This window comes from Sinorhizobium mexicanum (assembly GCF_013488225.1).
Taxonomy (GTDB): domain Bacteria; phylum Pseudomonadota; class Alphaproteobacteria; order Rhizobiales; family Rhizobiaceae; genus Sinorhizobium; species Sinorhizobium mexicanum.
Genome location: NZ_CP041238.1, coordinates 15,676 through 34,385, shown reverse-complemented (window position 1 = coordinate 34,385; position 18,710 = coordinate 15,676). Strand labels below are relative to the sequence as shown.

Annotated in this window: 17 protein-coding genes; 2 read left to right on the top strand and 15 right to left on the bottom strand. The window is 62.2% G+C overall.

The window, feature by feature from the left end:
• The first annotated feature begins 22 nt into the window (after positions 1-22).
• Entirely contained in the window at positions 23-346 is a 324-nt protein-coding gene (trxA, locus tag FKV68_RS00170) for a thioredoxin (RefSeq protein ID WP_180939563.1), read from the top strand.
• Positions 347-436: 90 nt separating this feature from the next.
• Here the strand turns inward: trxA and FKV68_RS00165 are convergent, their stop codons facing one another.
• From FKV68_RS00165 to FKV68_RS00095, 15 genes are all read right to left on the bottom strand, one after another.
• Entirely contained in the window at positions 437-1,780 is a 1,344-nt protein-coding gene (locus FKV68_RS00165) for a bifunctional folylpolyglutamate synthase/dihydrofolate synthase (RefSeq protein WP_180939562.1), read from the bottom strand.
• A gap of 102 nt (positions 1,781-1,882) precedes the next feature.
• Entirely contained in the window at positions 1,883-2,797 is a 915-nt protein-coding gene (gene accD, locus FKV68_RS00160) for an acetyl-CoA carboxylase, carboxyltransferase subunit beta (protein ID WP_180939561.1), read from the bottom strand.
• Between the two features lie 50 nt (positions 2,798-2,847).
• Positions 2,848-3,687 carry a tryptophan synthase subunit alpha gene (gene trpA, locus FKV68_RS00155; RefSeq protein WP_180939560.1) on the bottom strand — a complete coding sequence of 280 codons (840 nt, stop codon included), beginning with the start codon at positions 3,685-3,687 and terminating at the stop codon, positions 2,848-2,850.
• 5 nt (positions 3,688-3,692) lie between these two features.
• A complete protein-coding gene (gene trpB / locus FKV68_RS00150) occupies positions 3,693-4,913 on the bottom strand; it encodes a tryptophan synthase subunit beta (protein ID WP_180939559.1) in 1,221 nt (406 codons plus the stop codon).
• Complete coding sequence (locus FKV68_RS00145) at positions 4,910-5,584, bottom strand: phosphoribosylanthranilate isomerase (RefSeq protein ID WP_180939558.1); 675 nt, start codon at positions 5,582-5,584, stop codon at positions 4,910-4,912. Before FKV68_RS00145 ends, trpB begins: the two co-directional genes overlap by 4 nt.
• Positions 5,585-5,865: 281 nt before the next feature.
• Positions 5,866-6,621 (bottom strand): M48 family metallopeptidase, encoded by a 756-nt coding sequence (locus FKV68_RS00140; protein WP_180939557.1) that lies wholly within the window; start codon positions 6,619-6,621, stop codon positions 5,866-5,868.
• 193 nt (positions 6,622-6,814) lie between these two features.
• The gene (locus FKV68_RS00135; protein ID WP_180939556.1) at positions 6,815-7,237 is read right to left on the bottom strand and encodes a DUF2852 domain-containing protein; all 423 of its coding nucleotides are present in this window, start codon (positions 7,235-7,237) and stop codon (positions 6,815-6,817) included.
• Between the two features lie 169 nt (positions 7,238-7,406).
• Positions 7,407-8,681, bottom strand: a complete 1,275-nt coding sequence (gene phaZ / locus FKV68_RS00130) for a polyhydroxyalkanoate depolymerase (RefSeq protein WP_180939555.1) — start codon at positions 8,679-8,681, stop codon at positions 7,407-7,409.
• Between the two features lie 326 nt (positions 8,682-9,007).
• Positions 9,008-9,841, bottom strand: a complete 834-nt coding sequence (locus FKV68_RS00125) for an amidohydrolase family protein (protein ID WP_180939554.1) — start codon at positions 9,839-9,841, stop codon at positions 9,008-9,010.
• Complete coding sequence (locus FKV68_RS00120) at positions 9,838-10,860, bottom strand: zinc-binding alcohol dehydrogenase family protein (protein WP_180941359.1); 1,023 nt, start codon at positions 10,858-10,860, stop codon at positions 9,838-9,840. Before FKV68_RS00120 ends, FKV68_RS00125 begins: the two co-directional genes overlap by 4 nt.
• A 14-nt stretch (positions 10,861-10,874) precedes the next feature.
• Positions 10,875-11,852 carry an ABC transporter permease gene (locus FKV68_RS00115; RefSeq protein ID WP_180939553.1) on the bottom strand — a complete coding sequence of 326 codons (978 nt, stop codon included), beginning with the start codon at positions 11,850-11,852 and terminating at the stop codon, positions 10,875-10,877.
• A gap of 40 nt (positions 11,853-11,892) precedes the next feature.
• Positions 11,893-13,440 (bottom strand): sugar ABC transporter ATP-binding protein, encoded by a 1,548-nt coding sequence (locus FKV68_RS00110; RefSeq protein ID WP_180939552.1) that lies wholly within the window; start codon positions 13,438-13,440, stop codon positions 11,893-11,895.
• Positions 13,441-13,641: 201 nt separating this feature from the next.
• Positions 13,642-14,631: an ABC transporter substrate-binding protein gene (locus FKV68_RS00105; RefSeq protein ID WP_180939551.1), complete on the bottom strand. Its 990-nt coding sequence runs from the start codon at positions 14,629-14,631 to the stop codon at positions 13,642-13,644.
• A gap of 268 nt (positions 14,632-14,899) precedes the next feature.
• Positions 14,900-15,919 (bottom strand): aldo/keto reductase, encoded by a 1,020-nt coding sequence (locus FKV68_RS00100; protein WP_180939550.1) that lies wholly within the window; start codon positions 15,917-15,919, stop codon positions 14,900-14,902.
• A 41-nt stretch (positions 15,920-15,960) separates the two neighbouring features.
• Positions 15,961-17,466 carry a UxaA family hydrolase gene (locus FKV68_RS00095; protein WP_180939549.1) on the bottom strand — a complete coding sequence of 502 codons (1,506 nt, stop codon included), beginning with the start codon at positions 17,464-17,466 and terminating at the stop codon, positions 15,961-15,963.
• Positions 17,467-17,823: 357 nt separating this feature from the next.
• Here FKV68_RS00095 and FKV68_RS00090 point away from each other — a divergent pair, with 357 nt between their 5' ends.
• Positions 17,824-18,702, top strand: coding sequence for a GntR family transcriptional regulator (locus FKV68_RS00090; RefSeq protein WP_180939548.1), 879 nt, complete (start codon positions 17,824-17,826; stop codon positions 18,700-18,702).
• Positions 18,703-18,710 lie beyond the last annotated feature (8 nt).

Genomic DNA, 18,710 nt, shown 5'->3' with positions numbered 1-18,710 from the left:
TTCCGAAAGCAAGGAGCAGCAGATGGCCACTGTGAAAGTCGATACCTCCAATTTTCAGCAGGAAGTCCTGAACTCGGCCGAGCCGGTCGTCGTCGATTTCTGGGCCGAATGGTGCGGCCCGTGCAAGATGATCGCGCCGAGTCTTGAGGAGATCGCCACCGAGTTCGCCGGCAAGGTCAAGGTCGCCAAGCTCAACATCGACGAAAACCCGGAGCTCGCCGCTCAATACGGCGTACGCTCGATCCCGACGCTTGCCATGTTCAAGGCCGGCGAAGTGGCGGACATCAAGGTTGGCGCCGCTCCGAAGACCGCGTTGACTTCCTGGATTTCGACGGCCGCAGCTTGAACTGCCCAAATCTCGAGAAACATCGAAAAGCCCGGCTTGCCGGGCTTTTTTCTTGCCGTCGAGGCGAAGCGCGCGGCCCCGAAAGGCCGCCTACCGCGGTGGCGTGCCGTTTTCGGCGAGCACGTCGCCGACGAGATAAAGCGATCCGCCGATCAGGATGCGCGGCGGAACCGGATCCTCATCGACAAGCTCGGCAATGATCGCGAGCGCTTCCGCAACAGACGATGTCGCGGTGGTCTCGAAGCCGACAAAACCGGCATCCTCGGCCAGAGCGACCGGGTCCAGGCCAGCATCGGACCCGTGAATCGGCACAGTGAAGACCTGTTCCGCAAGATCAAGGAAGGCCCTGAAATAGCCGACCGGATCCTTGGTGTTGATCATACCGATGATCAGAAACAGGGGCCGTGGCTCGCGCTCCTCGAAACTCGCCATCGCCTCGGCGATGACCTGACCCGCGCCAGGGTTGTGACCGCCGTCGACCCAGATCTCGGCGCCCGGCGGACCGTTATGCGAAAGCTTGCCGCCGGCGAGACGCTGCAGACGCCCGGGCCATTCGACGGTGGCCAGGCCCTTCTCGATCGCAGCCTCCGGCACATCGAAACCGGCCGCCCTGACGGCGCGGATCGCCGCGGCAGCGTTGGCGTATTGGTGCCGACCGGGCAATCGCGGCAGCGGCAGGTCCGCCAATCCGCGCTCGTCCTGGAAGACGAGCCTGCCAAACTCCTCATGCGCCATGAAATCCTGACCGTAGACGGACATCGGGCAACCGAGGCGCTCGGCCGTGGCGACGAGCACGTCGCGCACACCCTCTTCCTCCTGATGGCCGATCACCACCGGACAGCCGCGCTTCATGATGCCTGCCTTTTCGGCGGCGATCAGTTCCACCCGATCGCCGAGATAGGACTGGTGATCGAGCGAAATCGGCATGATGACGGAAACCGCCGGCCGGGTAATCACGTTCGTCGCGTCAAACCGGCCGCCAAGGCCGACCTCGATGATCGCGACGTCAGCAGGATGATCGGCAAAGAGCAGGAAGGTGACCGCGGTCAGGATTTCGAAGACCGTGATCTGTTGGCCGGCATTGGCCTCCGCCACGCGCCGCACCGCATCGGCAAGCACGCGATCGCCAACCAGCGCACCCTTGCCGCCCTTGGCGCCCAGCCGATAGCGCTCGTGCCAGTTCACGAGATGCGGCGACGTGTGGACGTGGACGCTGAGGCCTGCGGCCTCGAGAATCGCGCGGGAAAAGGCGGTGACAGACCCTTTTCCATTGGTGCCGGCGACATGGATGACGGGCGGCAAACGGTCCTGCGGGTTGCCGAGTGCCGCCAAAAGCCGGGTAATTCTGTCGAGCGACAGGTCGTACCCTTTAGGATGCAGCGCGAGAAGCTTTTCGATCTCCTGCGCCGCTTCGCTGACCTGCGTCGCCGTCATGTCAATCGCCTCGAAAAATCGTCCGCCGGGACGCACCACCGAAAGAGTATGAAGCGGCTCGCGCCGGGATGCCAAGTCAACCGAAACCGAGTCGCGCGAAGTCTAGGCCCGCGCCGCAACCGGCAAGGCAGTCGCTTGCGATCCACTCTCGCGCTTGGCGGCTTCGACCGGTTTCTTCGTCAGGATCTTCAGCACACGTGCAAGGGTCGCCGGGAGGTCATGCCGTTTGACCACCATGTCGACCATGCCGTGCTCCAGCAGGTATTCGGACGTCTGGAAGCCTTCCGGCAACTTTTCGCGCAGGGTCTGCTCGATCACCCGCTTTCCGGCGAAGCCGATTTCCGCGCCAGGCTCTGCGATGTGGATGTCGCCGAGCATCGCGTAGGAAGCGGTCACGCCACCGGTCGTCGGGTTCGTCAGGACGACGATGTAGGGAAGCCCGGCTTCCTTGAGCATGTTCACCGCCACGGTCGTGCGCGGAAGCTGCATCAGTGAAAGGATGCCTTCCTGCATGCGGGCGCCACCGGAGGCCGGAAAGATCACCAGCGGGCATTTTTCGGCGATCGCCCTCTCGAACGCCTTCACGATCGCTTCGCCTGCCGCCATGCCGAGCGAGCCGCCGATGAAGTTGAACTCGTGGACGACGGCAACGAGCTTGACGCCCTGAACGAGGCCAAGACCAGCGACGATCGTATCCTCGAGCTCGGTCTTCGCGCGGCTGTCGCGCAGGCGATCGGTGTACTTCTTCGAATCGCGGAACTTGAGCGGGTCCTGCGCCACCTTCGGCTGCGGCAGCGTCTCGTAGATCCCGCCGTCGAAGAGATCCTTCAGCCGAGCTTTCGCCGGCATCTTCATATGATATCCGGACTGCGGAATGACCCACTTGTTCTCTTCGAGATCGCGATGAAACACCATCTCGCCGGTTTCAGGGCACTTGATCCAGAGATTTTCCGGAACTTCCCTGCGGCCCAGCATCGAATTGATCTTCGGCCGAACGTAGTTTGTGATCCAGTTCACTTATAAACTCCTGAAGATTTCCTTCGGGTTGTGCGCGCTAATCTGGGCGATTATTCGGCTGCAGCGAGCCTTGCCGCCCGCACACCAGCCGAGAGGCCCTTGACCAGCGCTTCGACACCCGGCACCGTCGCCTCGGTCGCGCGTCCCTCTTCCGTGAGGCTGGAGGCGATCTGATTGACGATCGCGGTGCCGACAACGACACCGTCGGCCGATGCCCCGATCGCCCGCGCGTGTTCGGCCGTCTTGACGCCGAAACCGACGCAGACGGGCAGCTCAGTGTGCGACTTGATCCGCTGAACGGCGCCCGCAATCAGCGAGGGATCCGGCAGAGCCGAACCGGTGATGCCGGTCATCGAGACGTAATACACGAAGCCAGACGTGTTTTCGAGCACCTTCGGCAAGCGACGGTCATCGGTCGTCGGCGTCGCCAGGCGAATGAAATTGATACCCCTCTTCAGCGCGGGGATGCAGAGCTCGTCGTCCATCTCCGGCGGCAGGTCGACGACGATCAGGCCATCGATCCCTGCTTCCAGCGCGTCCGTCAGGAAACGATCGACGCCATAGATGTAGATAGGATTGTAGTAGCCCATCAGCACGATGGGCGTGTGCTGGTCCTCTCCGCGGAAGAGGCGTGCAAGCTCGAGCGTCTTTGCGAGCGTCTGGCCACCCTTCAGCGAGCGTTGGCCCGCGAGCTGGATCGCCGGCCCATCGGCCATCGGATCGGAAAAAGGCATGCCTAGCTCGATGACGTCGGCGCCCGCCTTGGGCAGCGCCTTCATGATCGCGAGCGACGTATCGAAATCCGGATCGCCGCCCATGAAATAGGTGACGAGGACTGGCCGACCCTCCGCCGCTACGTCGGCAAACCTCTTCTCCATACGTGCGGTCATGATCTTTATTGCCCCATACCCAGAATTTTGCTGACCGTGAAAATGTCCTTGTCGCCGCGGCCGGAGAGATTCATCAGGATGATCTCGTCCTTGCCCATCTTCGGCGCCCGCTTGATGACCTCAGCCAGCGCATGCGACGGTTCGAGCGCCGGAATGATGCCCTCGAGCTTCGTCAGGATCTGGAAGGCTTCGAGCGCCTCATGGTCCATGATCGGGACATATTCGACGCGGCCGATATCGTTCAGCCAGGAGTGCTCCGGCCCGATGCCCGGATAGTCGAGACCGGCGGAGATGGAATGCCCTTCCTTGATCTGGCCGTCGCCGTCCTGCAACAGATAGGTGCGATTGCCGTGAAGCACGCCCGGCGAACCGGCCGTGATCGAGGCGCAATGCTCGTCGCCCTCAAGGCCCTTGCCGCCGGCTTCGACGCCGACCATCTTGACGCCTTCGTCATCAAGGAACGGATGGAAGATGCCGATTGCGTTGGAGCCGCCGCCGACCGCCGCGATGACGAGATCGGGAAGCCGACCCTCCGCCGCGAGAATCTGCTCCTTGGCCTCCTGGCCGATGACCGACTGGAAGTCGCGGACCATTTCCGGATAGGGATGCGGACCAGCGGCGGTGCCGATCAGATAATAGGTGCTGTCGACGTTCGTCACCCAGTCGCGCAACGCCTCGTTCATCGCATCCTTGAGCGTGCCGTGGCCGGCAGTCACCGGCTTCACCTCGGCACCGAGGAGCTTCATGCGAAACACGTTCGGCGCCTGACGCTCGACGTCGGTCGCGCCCATATAGACCACGCAAGGTAGGCCGAAGCGGGCAGCCACGGTCGCGGAAGCGACGCCATGCTGGCCGGCGCCGGTTTCGGCGATGATGCGCGTCTTGCCCATGCGCTTGGCGAGCAGGATCTGGCCGATGCAGTTGTTGATCTTGTGGGAGCCCGTGTGGTTCAGCTCCTCGCGCTTGAAATAGATCTTCGCGCCGCCGAGTTCGGCCGTAAGGCGCTCGGCGAAATAGAGCGGGCTCGGGCGACCGATGTAATGCGCTCCAAGCTTTTCCAGGTCGGCCTTGAAGGCCGGGTCAGACTTTGCCTTGTTCCACTCGTCCTGAAGGTCGAGGATCAGTGGCATCAGCGTTTCGGCAACGAAACGGCCGCCAAAGATACCGAAGCGGCCTTCCTCGTCGGGTCCGGCTCTGAAGGAGTTCAGTTTAGGCGCCTCGTTCACGTCTTGCTCCCTGCTCGTGCGCGCTCGTCATCCGCCCGGCGAACCGCATCGAAAAATGCTTCCATGAGCTCCAAATCCTTGACGCCCGGCGCGCTCTCGACGCCGGAGGATGTGTCGATGGCCCGTGCGCCGGTCAGCGCAAGGGCTTCACCGATGTTGCTTGCATTCAATCCACCGGAAAGCATGTAATCGACGCCGCCGTCAAGCGCGTCGAGCAGCCGCCAGTCGAACGAAACGCCATTGCCGCCCGGCAACTCGGAACCTGCCGGCGGCTTGGCGTCGAAGAGGAACCGATCCGCAATGCCGACATAGGGTCCGATCCGGTCGAGGTCGGACGCTTCGCGGATCGACAAGGCTTTCATTACAGGAAGGCCGTAGACCGCCTTGACCGTCAGCACGCGTTCCGGGCTCTCCGAACCGTGAAGCTGCAGGATATCCGGGTTGAGCGCGGAGACGATCTCATCGAGATCGTCATTGCCAGCATCGACCGTGACGGCAACGATCTTCGCCCGCCCGCGGATGCGCGCGGCAAGACGACCGGCGTCGTCCGGCTCGATATTGCGCGGGCTTTTCGGAAAGAAGATGAAGCCGGTGTGCGATGCGCCAAGCGCCACAGCACGCTCCACAGCCTCCGCGGTCTTCAGCCCGCAAATCTTCACGTCAGTTTTCATGGGAAGCGACCTTGCACGAAATGTCGCCCGAGTCGAGCCAAAACGTTGCGTCCCCTGCTGCACCGTGCAGCAAGGTGCTCCAGCGTCCTTTGCACGTCGGATCTGACGAGATGCGCGACGCTGCAAGTAGGCCGGCGCAACGTTGCGGCGGCCAGCTTCTCACCAGATGCATTGTACCACAAAGGCGAAGAAACCATACGTCTGCTGATCGATTCTGCGCTACGGCGCCCACGCGTCTTTTTAGACGGGCAATAAACCAGCGGCCGACAAAAAGGACTGTTCTAACCGAAATCGACCGCGTGCAGCATCGTGCCGTTGCGCTTCAGCCAGTGCTTGGCATCGCGGGTGTCGGGACACAGTTTCTCGCAAAGGGCCCAGAAGTCCGGTCCGTGGTTCATCTCCTCAAGATGGGCAACCTCATGGGCCGCGAGGTACGCTATGACCTTTGGCGGCGCCATTGCGATGCGCCAGGAAAAACTCAGGTCGCCGTCGACGGAGCAGGATCCCCACCGGCTGCGGGTATCTTTCAAACTCAAGGACCGCGCCCGGCGCCCGATCCTGCCGGTGTAGACGGCGACGAGACGCTCGAGATCATTGCGCGCTTCCTTCTTCAGGAAATCGGCAATGCGTCGGCGCAAATGCTCTTCTCCGCCGCTCACCCGCAAGACACTTTCCTCGCCGAGTACTATGGCCTCGGTCAAGCCGCGGATCCGGCCCGTTCTCTCGATGCGGTGAGCCACGCCGCGGATCAGGATGGAACCTCCTTCCTCGATTTCGCTTTCGCCGGAAAACCGCGCAAGCTTGGTCATCAGCCAGCCCTGATGACGGTTGAGGAAGGATTGAACCTCGCGCTCCGGCAGGCCTTCGGGAACGGTCAGCTTCAGTGCCCGGCCGCCCGGTTCGATACGAAGCGTCATGCGCGTGGCGCGGGCATTCTGGCGGATGGTCAGCGACAGGAGCTTGCCGGCGACCTCGATGTCGCGCGTGACATCGGCAGGGGTTCCATTGTGGCGGCGCCGCTTGAGAGAAGAAAACATGGCGCCTTTCTATCCGATTCGCGCATCATTCGCAGTACGGGCCTACAGCGCCGCGCGTCTTATCGGACGCGCAAAGGACGCTGTAACACTTTGAACTGCTGCATTTCATTATCCCTTAAATCGGCTACGATTTAAGGAAACATGCAGTAGGAATCCGGCGTTTCACATGAAACGCCGGATCACTGCTTTCGGGTCAGTTCGTTTCACCGGAGGACGGCGAAGGGCCGCCGTTCTTGCGTTCGCGCATGAAGCGGTCGAACTCCTCCTGGTCCTTGGCGCGGCGAAGTTCGCGCACGTAGGCGTCGAATTCCTCGCGCATTTCGTCCAGTTTGCGGCGCTCTTCGTCGAGGCGGACAAGCTCCGCTTCGCGCCAGTCGTCAAAAGCGACGTTGCCGGTGCGATGATGCGCCCAGTGCTGACGGTGGTTGCGCCGGAAACCGGCGCACATGCGATCCACACTGCCGTTGGCGTCCTTCTTGAACGCCCTCAGCTTTTCGCCGAAGAGGATATAAGCGAGCATTGCCAGGCCAAGCGGCCAGAACACAACGAAGCCGAGCACCATCAATGCAATGGTCGCGGGCGTCCAGTCCGGACGGATCAATGCAGATTGGTTCATCTTCACGATTCCTCGCAATCAGCGGGCCGCGACAATCGCGACCCGATGAAAACGATGTGGGAAAGGCCCGCCGTCACTGCAAGACTTTCCCTGTCGGAATCGGACAAGATCTTGACTCTGCACGGGCAAAACGACCGCCTTCAATTGCCGAAAGCGGAGGCCGTTCCTGTCAGGCCGACTTTCCGCCCTTGATGAGCTGCTTGACCGGCGCTGCGCGCCGCGAATGCTCGCGCTGGAAAGCGACAATGCGCGGCGCGATCTCGCGGCGGAAGCGCGATCCGTTGAAAACGCCGTAATGGCCTACATCCGGCTGCATGTAGTGCTGACGCATATGTTCCGGGATGTTGGTGCAGATCGTCTGCGCGGCCTTCGTCTGGCCGACGCCGGAAATGTCGTCGTTTTCACCCTCGACGGTCAGAAGCGCAACCTTGCGGATCGCCGACGGGTCGACGGGCCGTCCACGGTGCATCATCTCGCCCTTCGGCAAGGCATGCTGCATGAACACGACCTGGACGGTCTGGAGGTAGAATTCCGCCGTCAGGTCCATGACCGCCAGATATTCGTCATAGAAGTCGCGATGTTTGTCGGCGGCGTCACCGTCGTTCTTGACGAGATGCGCGAAGAATTCCTTGTGGGCGATCAGGTGCCGGTCGAGGTTCATCGACATGAAGCCGGAGAGTTGCAGGAAGCCCGGATAGACCATGCGCATGAAACCCGGCTGCGGCCATGGCACAGGCATGATGACATTGTCGCGGAACCATTCGATCGACCGCTCTTTCGCCAGCTGATTGACGGCCGTCGGATTGATGCGGGTGTCGATCGGCCCGCCCATCAGCGTCATCGACGCGGGTGCGAGCGGATCTTCCGCCGCTTCCATCAGCGCGGCTGCGGCCAGAACCGGCACCGCCGGCTGGCAGACGCCGATCACATGGGTATCGGGCCCGAGGAAGCGCAGCATCTGCATGACGTAGTCGATATAGTCGTCGAGATCGAACGTGCCTTCGGCGAGCGGCACCATCCGGGCGTCGATCCAGTCGGTGATGTAGATATCGGCATGTGGCAGCAGCGCTTCGACGGTGCCGCGCAGCAGCGTGGCGTAATGGCCGGACATCGGCGCGACCATCAGGACCTTGTGATCCGACGCTCTCCCTTTAGGAAGAGAACGCTCGAAGTGGATGAGATTGCAGAAAGGCGCGCGCCAGACGATCTTTTCGTGCACCGGCACCGGTTGCCCGTCGATGATCGTTTCGGGAAGGCCGAATTCCGGCTTGCCGTAACGCCGTGTGGCGCGCTCGAAAACCTCCAGTCCCGCAGCCGTCGCACGACCGAAATAGGTGTGCGAGACCGGATTCATGGGATTGTTGAAGGCGAGGCGCAGGGCGTCCGCGGCCGTGCGCCACGGCGCCATCATGGCGTGGTTCAATTCGTAGAGCTGGTAGAACATGGGACGCGTACCCCTTGTTTCAATCAATGACAACGCCGCTCCCAGTCGGACGCAAGCTTGCGATTGTTTGTCTTGGTGTCCGCAATCGCTGGCAGACTACCACGTTTCTTGTGCGGTGCAACAATATGCCCTTCCCGCTCCGGAACAAGATCTATCAGTAAAATGTTACTGGATTTCCGACGCTGCCCCCGCTCCCTTGCGCGAGGCTGTTTCCGTTCTGCTGCTGATTCAGGGACAAAATCATGTATCAAATCAAAGTGCTACAGCGAGCTTTGCGTGTCCGATCGGACGCGCGCCGCTGTAGGAAAGCCGGGCAAGGCAATTGCTTAGCCGGAAATTCCGTAAAAGCGAGCCGCCGTGCGTGAAAAGACATCCTCCCGCTCTGAGGACGTGAGGTGCGCCGTCAGCTCCTGAGCCGCGGCAAACCATGCGCCATAGTCGGCGTCGAGCAGCACCACCGGCCAGTCGCTGCCGAACATCACGCGATCCGCTCCAAAGACATCGAGTAGATGCGCGGCGTAGGGTTTGAGCCTCTCGACCGACCAGCCGCCGCCAGCCTCGGTCACCAGCCCCGAGAGCTTGACGTAGACGTTGGGGCGACGGGCCAGCGCCGCCATGTCCGACTGCCACGGCTCCATCTTTCCGGCGGCGATAAAGGGTTTGGCGCCATGGTCGACGACGATCGCAAGCTCGGGCACCTCAGCGGCAAGGGCCGCAATGACCGGCAAATGCCGCGGCTGGATCAGAGCGTCAAACCGCATATCCAGTCCCGGCAGCGCCTGCAGCGTGGCGATTGCCTGCGGCTGCAGGATCCAGGCGGTCTCCAAAATGGATTGCAGCATCGGGCGGATGGCCTTGAACTTCGGGTTAGCCTTTAGGCGCCTGATTTCTGAAGCGGCATCGGCGGCCAGAATATTGACCCAACCGACTACGGCCGCCACACTCTCCTCTTGTTCGGCGACGGAAAGCAGGAACTCGGTCTCCGTCACGTTCGGTGCAGCCTGGACGAGAACGGTCCGCGAAATTCCTGCGGCGGCCAGGTTAGGCTTGAGGTCCTCCGGCCCGAAATCGCGATAGATCGGCGCGAGATCCGGCTCAGGCCAGTCGTTATGGCCAAGGCCGAGCGTCCAATAATGCTGGTGCGCATCGATCAAGGTCATGCGGTATCCACCTTGATGACGGCCTTGACCAGGCCGGCCTTGTCTTGCGCCCAGCGCGGCAGATCGTTCACCGCCTCAGCGAGTGTCGTGCGATGGGTGATCAGCGTGTCGACCGGCACCAGCCCGTCACGGATCGACGCGACGACATGATCGAAATCCACTCGTGTGGCATTGCGGCTGGCGACCAAGGTCATCTCGCGCTTATGGAATTCCGGATCGGAGAAGCGGATCTCGTCCTTGACCACGCTGACGAAGACCAGCGTTCCGCCATGGGCGACGTGGGCGAACGACCGTTCCATCGACGTCGTGTTGCCTGTCGCATCGAAGACGACATCAAAGCCATCGCCATCCGTCGCCCGCGCGACCGCACGTTCCGTGTCGCCGTCGGCAACGATGCGCTGCGAGAAGCCGAGCCTGTCGGCGGCGAAGGCCAGCCGTTCCACGCTCGTGTCGAGAAGCGTCACGTCGTGTCCGGCGATGCGCGAGAAGATCGCCGTCCCGAGGCCGATCGGGCCAGCGCCGATGACCAGCGAACGGGCAGGGGGCGCTGCCTTCGACCGGCGCACGGCATGGGCGCCGATTGCCAGGAACTCGACCGTAGCGGCGGCTTCCGGCGCCAGATCATGAGCCGGATAGAGATTTCCTTCCGGCATGACGATCTCCTCGCAGAAGGCACCGTCGGTGTGCACGCCGAGTACACGGATCGCCGTACAGCAATTCGGCTTTCCGCTTCTGCAGGCCACACAGCTTCCGCAGGAGAGATAGGGATTGACCACCACCAGCGTTCCGGGCGCGAGCGACGTTTCAGGTCCGGCTTCGATCACCTTTGCCGAGATTTCGTGCCCCATCACGCGGGGATATTGCAGGAAGGGATGCTTGCCTTCGAAGATGTGGTAGTCGGTACCGCAAATCCCGACATGGCTGACGGCGAGGCGCACCCAGCCGGCGGCCGGCGCCGCGGGCCGACTGCGGTCGACGATCTCGAGGCGGCCCGGCTCCGGACAGAGGACGGCCTTCATACCGGCAACCCCGGTCATCGCTCGCCCCGCCGGCGGAGCTGGTCGAAGTAGACGATGACGATGATCAGCAGCCCGGTGATGATGCGCTGCCAGAAGGAATTGACGTTCAACAGATTGGCGCCGTTGTTGATCGTCGCAAGAATGAAAGCGCCGAGCAGTGGGCCGTGGACTGAACCGACGGCGCCGAACAGGCTTGTGCCGCCGATCACCGATGAGGCGATCGCCTGCAGTTCCCAGCCCTCCGCCTGCGTGGCGTTGCCGATGCCGATGCGCGAGGCAAGCAGCAGGCCGACAAAGGCGGCGCAGGTTGATGACAGGATATAGGCGAGATAGGTCGTGCGGTTGACGTTGACGCCGGAAAGGCGGGCCGCCTCGCTGTTCGAGCCGACGGCAAAGAGATAACGGCCGAAACGGCTCAAATGCAGGAAGATATAGGCCGGCACGGCGACAACGATCACCATCCAGAACAGGCTCGGCACACCGAGGAAATCGGCCCGCGAGAAATTGGTGAAGGCCTCGTTGGTGATCGATATCGTCGAGCCGTTGGTGATGAGCAGCCCGATGCCCCGCAGAGAGGTCAGCGTTGCCAGCGTGATGATGAAGGCCGGCAGACCCATGCGGACGATGCCGAAGGCGTGGAAGGCGCCGATCAGGACGCCGATCGCCAAGGTGGCGAGGAGGGCAAGCCACAGGGGAACGCCGGCGGCCAGCAGCCATGCGACGATGACGCTGGTGAAGCCGACGACCGCCCCGACCGAAAGGTCGATGCCGGCTGTGATGATCACGAAGGTCTGGCCGACGGCGAGGATCGCCGTCATTGCGCCCTGGCGCAGGAGGTTGCTGATATTGTTCGGCGTCCAGAAGCTGTTGGTCGCGAAGCCAAGGAGCAGCCAGAGGAAGAGCAGCAGCCCGACCAGCGTCAGGCCGAACAGGATGCTGATTCCCTTCCTCGGCGTCGGCCCTGCGCTGGTTTCAACCGTTTCCACACTCATGTCGTTCCTCCCTGCAGTCCCTTGTGCCCTGTTCGCGCAATCACGCGCCGATCGCCTGCGCCAGCACTTCTTCGTGGCTGGCCGTGCGGTAGCCGTGGCTTCCCACAATCCGCCCCTGCCGGAAGACATGCAGCCGGTCCGACAGTTCGTAGACCTCCGGCAGGTAGGACGAGATCAGGATAATGCCCGCACCTTTCTCCAGGAGCCGCGCGAAAAGCCGATAGATTTCGGCCTTGGTGCCGACATCGACGCCGACGGTCGGTTCGTCGAAGATGAACAGCTTCGCCCCGTGGCTCAGCCACTTTCCGATGACGATCTTCTGTTGGTTGCCGCCGGACATGGCCGATGCCAGAACCCGGCGCGACGGCGTCTTGATCTTCAGATCCCTGATCTGGCGGTCGGCGTTCGCGGCCTCCTCGGCGCGGTTGATCGTCAGTCCGCGCGTCAGCTTGCGGAAAACCGGCAGGTTGATGTTGAGGCCGATCGGCAGGTTGAGGCAGAGCCCCTGGTCACGGCGGCTCTCCGGCGCGAGCGCAATCCCGAGCTCCATCGCCTTTCGCTCGCTGTCGATGTCAACCTTGCTTCCCTGCCAGAAGACCTCTCCGGCACTCAGCCGGTGGCGGCCATAGAGGCCGAGTGCAAATTCGCTGCGGCCGGCACCGATCAGGCCGTAGAGGCCGACGATCTCGCCGGCCTTTACCGTCAGAGACACGTCGGCAAAGCCCGGACCGGAGAGCCCGCGCGTTTCAACGAGCGTCTCGCCGGCGGGAAAATGTTCCTTGTGATAAATCTGTTCAATCGTGCGATTGATCATCAGCGCGATCAGCTCGGCCTCGTTCGTCTCGCCGATCGCCCGGGTGCCGACATGGGTGCCGTCGCGCAGGACGGAGACCCGGTCGGCAAGCTCGAACACCTCCTCCAGGCGGTGGCTGATATAGACGATCGTGACACCTTCGCTCTGCAACCGGCGAATGAGGCGGAACAGCTGCTCGGATTCCTGGCGCGTAAGATAGGCCGTCGGCTCGTCGAAGATCAGGAACTGAGTGCCGCGCATCGCTGCCCGCGCTGTCGCGACCAGTTGCTGCTGGCCGATCGTCAGGCTGCCCAGGACAGCGCCTGCGGGCAGGTTGAAACCGAGATCATCGAGCACCCCTTGGGCCGCGTCGGTCATTGCGCGCTTGCGCATCAGGCCGCGCCTGTTCATCTCGTCACCGAGGAACATGTTGGCCGCGACGCTCAGGTGGGGGCAGAGCACGACTTCCTGGTGGACGGCGTTGATGCCACGCGAAATCGCCTCGTTGGGGTTCGCGAGTTGGACCGGTTCGCCACACCAGAGGATTTCGCCCGAGGTTCGGGTTATCACGCCTGTCAGCAGTTTGATCAGCGTCGACTTGCCGGCGCCGTTTTCGCCGACGATAGCGTGCACCTCGCCGGAGAGGAATGTCATGGTTGCCGGCTTCAGCGCTTCGACGGCGCCGTAGTTCTTGCGCAGGCTGTGCAATTCGAGGATTGGCTCACCCTTGGGAACGGGGTGGCCGGCGGGGGTTGTGAGCGCGTGTCGATGGCCGACCTCTTGAAGTCCAATCATGAATGCCTCCTCCTCAACAGCGCATGCGCGTCAAAGCCGACGCGCCGCTGCAACGCCTATCCGCGCATAACCCCGAAAATTGCTCCCCGGGGTTATGCGCCAACCCGGATGGCGACGGCGCCCCTCGTACCCACCGCCGCCCACAGCGCCGCGCGTCTGATCAGACGCGCAAAGGGCGCTGTAGCCTTTACGCCTCCAGGTCTAGTTTACCTTCGGGTTCAAAAGCGCGTCGATTTTCGGCTCGGCCATGTTGGCCTTGGTGACGAGGTTCGCGCCGGTATCGACGTTCGCTTCGACCTTCTCGCCCTTCGAAACCGCAAGCGCCGTCTTCACGCCATCATAACCCATGCGATAAGGATCCTGCACGACGAGACCCGCGAGCACGCCTTCCTTGAGGAAGCCGACGGTTTTTTCGTCGCTGTCGAAGCCGATCACCTTGATCTTGTCGCCGAGCTTGTTCTCGGCGATCGCCTGGCCAACGCCCTGCGCCATGATCAGGTTGGAGGCGAAAACGCCGACGAGGTTCGGGTTGGCGGTGATCAGGTCGGTCATCATGTTGAGACCGGTCGTGGCCTGGCCATCCGCATATTTGTCGGCAACGACCTTGAAGCCCGGATACTTGGTCTTGACCTGGTCGAGGAAGCCGTCGCGGCGCTGGTCGAGAGACCCGACACCCGGCAGGCTGGTGATGATGGCGATTTCGCCTTCCTCTTTGCCTGTCGCCTCCTTGATTGCCGCGGCGAGCCCATCCGCGGCGATGCGACCGCCCTGGACGTTGTCGGTCGTCAGGAACGAGGTGAAGGCCTTCGAATCAGCCGCCGAGTCGATGCCGATGATCGGAACCGATTTTGCTGCCTCGTCGATCGGCTTGCCGAGCGCCTTGAACTCGGTCGGCGAGATCACGACCGCGGCCGGCGAGCCGGCGACGGCGTTTTCGAGAATGCTGATCTGGCCGTTGATGTCCGATTCAGACTGGGCGCCAAGCTCCGGCACGTTCACGCCGAGGTCCTTACCGGCGGCGCGCGCACCCGCAAGAACGATCTGCCAATAGAAGGAAGTGGTGTCCTTCACGATGATCGGGATCGTGACGTCCTGGGCGAATGACGCGACCGGCGCCATCGTCGCAAGGAAGGCGGCACCGGCAAGTGCCGTGAAGGCACGGCGGGATAGAATGTGCTTTGTGATGCTCATCGGGTTCTCCTCTCAACTACACCTGTTCCGTTATCGAATGCGATCCGCAAGGTGCATACGGATCGATCTTTTATCTATAAAAAACAGATTGGTACGCTAGCGCAGTGACTTTGAAATGGCAAGCGTCCCGCCGGTTCCATTTCATTGCGCTCCTCCCAGACGCAACAACCTGTTTTCATAGGCATTTCAGTTTCCGGACAGGCCAGCGGCGTACCGGCATCCCCTTTCTGGCCGCCGCGCCGGCATCAAGCGAGCGCAGCGTCATGTATCAGGCCCGTACCGCCTCGAGCCCGAGTTCGGGTGCGACGAGCGTGTGAGGTTCGAAGGCGGCGAACTCTTCCGCAGCGATCTTGCGGCGGGTGAGTTCCATATTGCGCTCGAGGCTTGAAGGCTTCGCGGTACCGAGCAGAACCGACGCAACCTGCGAATTGGAAAGTGGAAACTGGAGCGCGGGTGCCGCAAGCGGCATGTCGCGGTCGCGTGCGATTTTTTCCATCGCCGCAACCCGCGTTCGCACATCTTCGCTCGCCGGCATGTAGTCGAAATGCGCGCCGTCCACCGGACCGGTGGCGAGAATGCCGGAATTGAACACGCCGCCAACGACGAGCGACGTCCCCTTCTTTTCGCAGAGAGGGAGCAACTCGGCGACCGCCGAGCGGTCGAGAAGCGTGTACCGCCCGGCCAGGAGGATGCAGTCGATATCGGCCCGCCGCATGACCTCAAGGCAGACGGGCACCTCGTTGACGCCCAAGCCATAGGCCGAGATGACACCGTTCGATTTCAACTCTTCCAGAGCCTTCAGGCCAGAATCCATCAGTTGCCGCAAGAACACGGCATTCTTTGCGGCACCGTGGGTGTAGACGCCGATGTCATGGACATACAGGATGTCGATGCGATTGAGACCGAGGCGCGCATAGCTGAATTCGACGGACCGCATGATCGCGTCATAGCTGTAGTCGAAGGTGACGTCGAAATTCAGCGGTTTGACGTAAGAATAGTCGGGAACGTCGGCTTCCGGCACCGGACGAAGCAGGCGGCCAACCTTTGTCGAGAGCACGAAGCTGTCGCGCGGCTTGTCCTGCAGGAAATCGCCGACGCGCCGCTCGGCCAATCCCAAGCCGTAATAAGGCGCTACATCAAAATAGCGTATGCCGGCGGCCCAGGCGGCATCGAGCGTCGCCATTGCGGCTTCGCGCGTGCATTCGCGATAGAGGCCGCCAAGCCCGGCCGCGCCGAAGCTGTATTCGGTCACGGAGAGATCCGTTCGGCCGATTTTTCTCGTCTGCATTCCCTGTCTCCTCCCTCCAAGGATGTGCATTTCTCACATCGTCAGAGTGTCGCCCCCAGATGCCAGGGAACGAATTCATTGTCACCGTAGCCGAACAGTTCGCTCTTGGTCTTGCGGCCGGAAGCGGTATCGATGATCAGTTCGAAGATTTCGCGGCCAAGCCCGGCGATGGTCGCCTCCCCCGAAGCGATCACACCGCAATCGATGTCCATGTCTTCCTCCATGGCGCGATAAAGCGGCGTGTTGCTTGTGAGCTTGATCGATGGCGCGGGGCGACAGCCGAAACAGCTGCCGCGTCCAGTGGTAAAGGCAATGACGTTGGCACCGCCGGCGACCTGGCCGGTTGCCGAAACCGGATCGTAGCCCGGTGTATCCATGAATACCAGCCCGTGCTCGGTTACGCGTTCGGCGTAATTGTAGACAGCCGTCAACGGCGAGCGTCCGCCCTTCGCAACCGCGCCGAGCGACTTTTCCAGGATGGTGGTGAGGCCGCCGCGCTTGTTGCCCGGCGAAGGATTGTTGTCGAGCGATGCCCCGTGCAACGCAACGTAGTTTTCCCACCAGGAAATCAAGCTGTCGAGCTTCACTCCCACGTCTTCATTGACCGCGCGGCTGCGCAAGAGATGTTCGGCGCCGTAGATCTCCGAGGTTTCCGAGAGGATCGCGGTGCCGCCGGCACCGGCGAGAATATCGACCGCCGCGCCGAGTGCGGGGTTGGCCGTGACGCCCGAAAGACCGTCGGAGCCGCCGCATTGCAGGCCGACAATGATCTCGCTGACCGGTATCGGCACCCGCCGCGCTGTCGCGACTTCCTGGGCGATTTCATCAAGCACGCCGAGCGCGCGCTCGACAGAGCGGCGGGATCCGCCGGCCTCCTGGATGTTGAAGTGGCGCTTTTCGGCGCCGGAGCCGCTTTGGCCGTAGAGCGTCAGCTGGTTGACCTCGCAACCGAGTCCGACCATCAGCACGCCGCCGAAATTGACGTGGCGGGCATAGCCGGCAAGCGTCCGGTGCAGGTTCTTCATTCCGTCGCCGGTGGACGACATGCCGCAGCCCTGATCATGCACGATCGGCACGAAGCCATCGATGCCCTCATATCGCGGCAGAATGCGCCGGTTGGCCTCGTCGGCGATGGCGCGACAGACCGTGGTGGAACAGTTCACGCTGGCGACGATGCCGATATAGTTGCGTGTGGCGGCCCGTCCGTCGTCCCTGCGGTAACCGAGGAACGTCCGCGCCTTGTCGGCGGCGCTTGCGGATTCGGGCGCAACGGCGGCGCCGATCGCAAGACGGTCCTGGTCGAAGGCGAGGTTGTGCGAATGCACGTGATCTCCCGCGCCGATGTCGCTGGTCGCACGACCGATCGCCTGGGCGTACTTGATCACCGGCTCGCCGCTTCCGATCGCCCGCACCGCCACCTTGTGCCCGGGCTCGATCCGCACCTTGGCCCTGGCGCCGCCCGGAAGCGGCTGCCCTGCCTCGATCGGAAAGGTCGCTACGGCGACATTGTCCTCCGGCGAAAGAAGGATTGAAGACGGGGCGGACAAAAGCGGCACTCCTGGATTTCGTTCATGTGCAACGGTCGCACAATCAATTTGTCTTTTATCCACAATAGACAGAAATACGTCAACAGGTATTATGATCGAAAACTGGGCCGACGGGCGTCGTCGGCCGAAGCGGGCGTGCGGAGACGGGAGCCATCAGATGTTGAAATATGCCCATAGCCGCCAAGACAAATGCGCGCTCCCGGGCTACAGCGTGATTCCTTCGGACGGTTTCCGATGACACAGCAATTCACAGTGCCGAAGCAACCGTTCCCCACATCCGGCAAGACGCGCCGCGCGATAGATCAGTAACAAGTTTCGGGCTATGCCCGCAGCAATAGGGAACCGGCCGGACCGTCCATGGCGAAGCAGAACACCGTTTTCAAGGATGCCTTCAATCGCTGCCTGAAGCTCTTGGCGGAGACCTCCACGCTGCCGTCCGAGCCCGAACTCGGGCAGGTGCTCGGGGTAAGCCGCACCACCGTCCGCGCCATTCTCGCCCGCTGCGAGGAACTCAAGCTGATCATCTGGGACAAGCGCCGGAAAATCGTGCTGCGCCGTCCCGAACCCTCCGACTATTTTCCGACGGAAGAGACCAATTCGCTTGCGGAAATCATCGAACGCAGTTTCATGCGCCGGATTCTGGCCGGCGGCGCCGAACCCGGTATGCAGATCAACGAGCTCGAACTCGCGCGCGAAATCGGCACCGGCACGACGAGCGTGCGCGAGTTCCTGATCCGCTTCAGCCGCTTCGGCCTGATCGAGAAGCGACCGAACAGCCACTGGGTGCTGAAGGGCTTTACCCGCGAGTTCGCGCTCGAACTGACGGAAGTGCGGGAAATGTTCGAGCTCAGGTCCGCGGCGAGTTTCGTCGACCTGCCGGAGGACCACCCGGCCTGGGAAGAGCTGAAGACGATCGAGGCCGTGCACCGCGCGATCCTTGCCGATATCGACAAACGCTACAAGGAATTCTCCGAGCTCGACGAGCGCTTTCACCTGCTGGTGCATAAATCATCCAGCAACCGTTTCATCATCGATTTCTACGACATCATCGCGATCGTCTTCCACTATCACTATCAGTGGAACAAGGCCAACTCGCGGGAGCGCAATGCGCGCGCACTCGAAGAGCATCTCGCCTATATCGCCGCACTCCAGTCGCGCGACCCGAAGCAGGTGGACCAGGCTTGCCGTCGGCATTTGAAATCGGCGCGGGAGACGTTGCTGCAATCAATTCCGTAGCCGACTAA